The following is a 3153-nucleotide window of genomic DNA, read 5'->3' as shown; positions in this document are numbered from 1 at the left end:
CTTCGGGTTGTGAGGTTAAGCGAATAAGCGTACACGGTGGATGCCTAGGCAATCAGAGGCGATGAAGGACGTGCTAATCTGCGATAAGCGTCGGTAAGGTGATATGAACCGTTATACCCGACGATTTCCGAATGGGGAAACCCAATATCCAATGGATATTATCATTAACTGAATACATAGGTTAATGAAGCGAACCGGGAGAACTGAAACATCTCAGTACCCCGAGGAAAAGAAATCAACCGAGATTCCCCTAGTAGCGGCGAGCGAACGGGGAACAGCCCAGAGTCTTAATCAATAGCAGCATCAGGAGAACGGTCTGGAAAGTCCGGCAGTAAAGGGTGATAGCCCCGTATCTGAAGATGCTGTTATTGTGAACTCGACGAGTAGGGCGGGACACGTGTTATCCTGTCTGAATATGGGGGGACCATCCTCCAAGGCTAAATACTCCTGATTGACCGATAGTGAACCAGTACCGTGAGGGAAAGGCGAAAAGAACCCCGGCGAGGGGAGTGAAAAAGAACCTGAAACCGTGTACGTACAAGCAGTAGGAGCCTCTTTATGGGGTGACTGCGTACCTTTTGTATAATGGGTCAGCGACTTATATTCTGTAGCAAGGTTAACCGAATAGGGGAGCCGTAGGGAAACCGAGTCTTAACTGGGCGAATGAGTTGCAGGGTATAGACCCGAAACCCGGTGATCTATCCATGGGCAGGTTGAAGGTTGGGTAACACTAACTGGAGGACCGAACCGACTAATGTTGAAAAATTAGCGGATGACTTGTGGATGGGGGTGAAAGGCCAATCAAACCGGGAGATAGCTGGTTCTCCCCGAAAGCTATTTAGGTAGCGCCTCGTGAATTCATCTTCGGGGGTAGAGCACTGTTTCGACTAGGGGGTCATCCCGACTTACCAACTCGATGCAAACTGCGAATACCGAAGAATGTTATCACGGGAGACACACGGCGGGTGCTAACGTCCGTCGTGAAGAGGGAAACAACCCAGACCGCCAGCTAAGGTCCCAAAGTCATGGTTAAGTGGGAAACGAAGTGGGAAGGCTCAGACAGCCAGGATGTTGGCTTAGAAGCAGCCATCATTTAAAGAAAGCGTAATAGCTCACTGGTCGAGTCGGCCCGCGCGGAAGATGTAACGGGGCTAAACCATGCACCGAAGCTGCGGCAGCGACACTTAGGTGTTGTTGGGTAGGGGAGCGTTCTGTAAGCCTGCGAAGGTGTACTGTGAGGTATGCTGGAGGTATCAGAAGTGCGAATGCTGACATAAGTAACGATAATGCGGGTGAAAAACCCGCACGCCGGAAGACCAAGGGTTCCTGTCCAACGTTAATCGGGGCAGGGTGAGTCGACCCCTAAGGCGAGGCTGAAAAGCGTAGTCGATGGGAAACGGGTTAATATTCCCGTACTGGTGGTAACTGCGATGGGGGAACGGAGAAGGCTAGGTTGTCCGGGCGACGGTCGTCCCGGTTCAAGCATGTAGGCAGAGTGATTAGGCAAATCCGGTCACTTAATGCTGAGGTGTGATGACGAGCCACTAAGGTGGTGAAGCAATTGATGCCCTGCTTCCAGGAAAAGCCTCTAAGCTTCAGGTTACCAACAATCGTACCCCAAACCGACACAGGTGGTCAGGTAGAGAATACTCAGGCGCTTGAGAGAACTCGGGTGAAGGAACTAGGCAAAATGGTGCCGTAACTTCGGGAGAAGGCACGCTGGCGGTAAGTGAAGTCCCTCGCGGACGGAGCCGAAGCCAGTCGAAGATACCAGCTGGCTGCAACTGTTTATTAAAAACACAGCACTGTGCAAACACGAAAGTGGACGTATACGGTGTGACGCCTGCCCGGTGCTGGAAGGTTAATTGATGGGGTTATCCTTAGGGAGAAGCTCTTGATCGAAGCCCCAGTAAACGGCGGCCGTAACTATAACGGTCCTAAGGTAGCGAAATTCCTTGTCGGGTAAGTTCCGACCTGCACGAATGGCGTAATGATGGCCAGGCTGTCTCCACCCGAGACTCAGTGAAATTGAACTCGCTGTGAAGATGCAGTGTACCCGCGGCAAGACGGAAAGACCCCGTGAACCTTTACTATAGCTTGACACTGAACATTGAGCCTTGATGTGTAGGATAGGTGGGAGACTTAGAAGTGTGGACGCCAGTCTGCATGGAGTCAACCTTGAAATACCACCCTTTAACGTTTGATGTTCTAACCTAGGCCCGTAATCCGGGTCGGGGACCGTGTCTGGTGGGTAGTTTGACTGGGGCGGTCTCCTCCTAAAGAGTAACGGAGGAGCACGAAGGTTGGCTAAGCATGGTCGGACATCATGCGGTTAGTGCAAAGGCATAAGCCAGCTTGACTGTGAGAGTGACGGCTCGAGCAGGTACGAAAGTAGGTCTTAGTGATCCGGTGGTTCTGAATGGAAGGGCCATCGCTCAACGGATAAAAGGTACTCCGGGGATAACAGGCTGATACCGCCCAAGAGTTCATATCGACGGCGGTGTTTGGCACCTCGATGTCGGCTCATCACATCCTGGGGCTGAAGTAGGTCCCAAGGGTATGGCTGTTCGCCATTTAAAGTGGTACGCGAGCTGGGTTTAGAACGTCGTGAGACAGTTCGGTCCCTATCTGCCGTGGGCGTTGGAAGATTGAGAGGGGTTGCTCCTAGTACGAGAGGACCGGAGTGAACGCACCACTGGTGTTCGGGTTGTCATGCCAATGGCATTGCCCGGTAGCTAAGTGCGGAAGAGATAACCGCTGAAAGCATCTAAGCGGGAAACTTGCCTCGAGATGAGTCTTCCCTGTCACCTAGAGTGACCTAAAGGAACGTTTAAGACTAAGACGTTGATAGGCTGGGTGTGTAAGCGTAGCGATACGTTGAGCTAACCAGTACTAATGAACCGTGAGGCTTAACCTGACAACACCGAAGGTGTTTTGTCTGAGAGACAAACAGTCGATGAAGTAAGCTTGTTTAAGATTGACATTGCTGGTTACTGAAAAAGAAACAACAGTAACGGGTAATAAAACCGAATTTGCTTGGCGGCCATAGCGCAGCGGACCCACCTGAATCCATGCCGAACTCAGAAGTGAAACGTTGTAGCGCCGATGGTAGTGTGGGGTCTCCCCATGTGAGAGTAGGGAACTGCCAGGCAT

At 51.6% G+C, this 3153-nt stretch carries 2 rRNA genes; both read left to right on the top strand.

Going from position 1 to position 3153, the window contains the following annotated elements:
- Positions 1–13 precede the first annotated feature (13 nt).
- Positions 14–2917: ribosomal RNA gene (locus ABN212_RS18460) — 23S ribosomal RNA — on the top strand.
- 118 nt (positions 2918–3035) lie between these two features.
- Positions 3036–3151 (top strand): 5S ribosomal RNA (rrf, locus tag ABN212_RS18455).
- Positions 3152–3153: the final 2 nt, after the last annotated feature.

The organism is Proteus genomosp. 6 (assembly GCF_040139785.1).
In the GTDB taxonomy this organism is placed as follows: Bacteria; Pseudomonadota; Gammaproteobacteria; order Enterobacterales; family Enterobacteriaceae; genus Proteus.
This window is presented reverse-complemented; position numbering and strand designations above follow the sequence as displayed.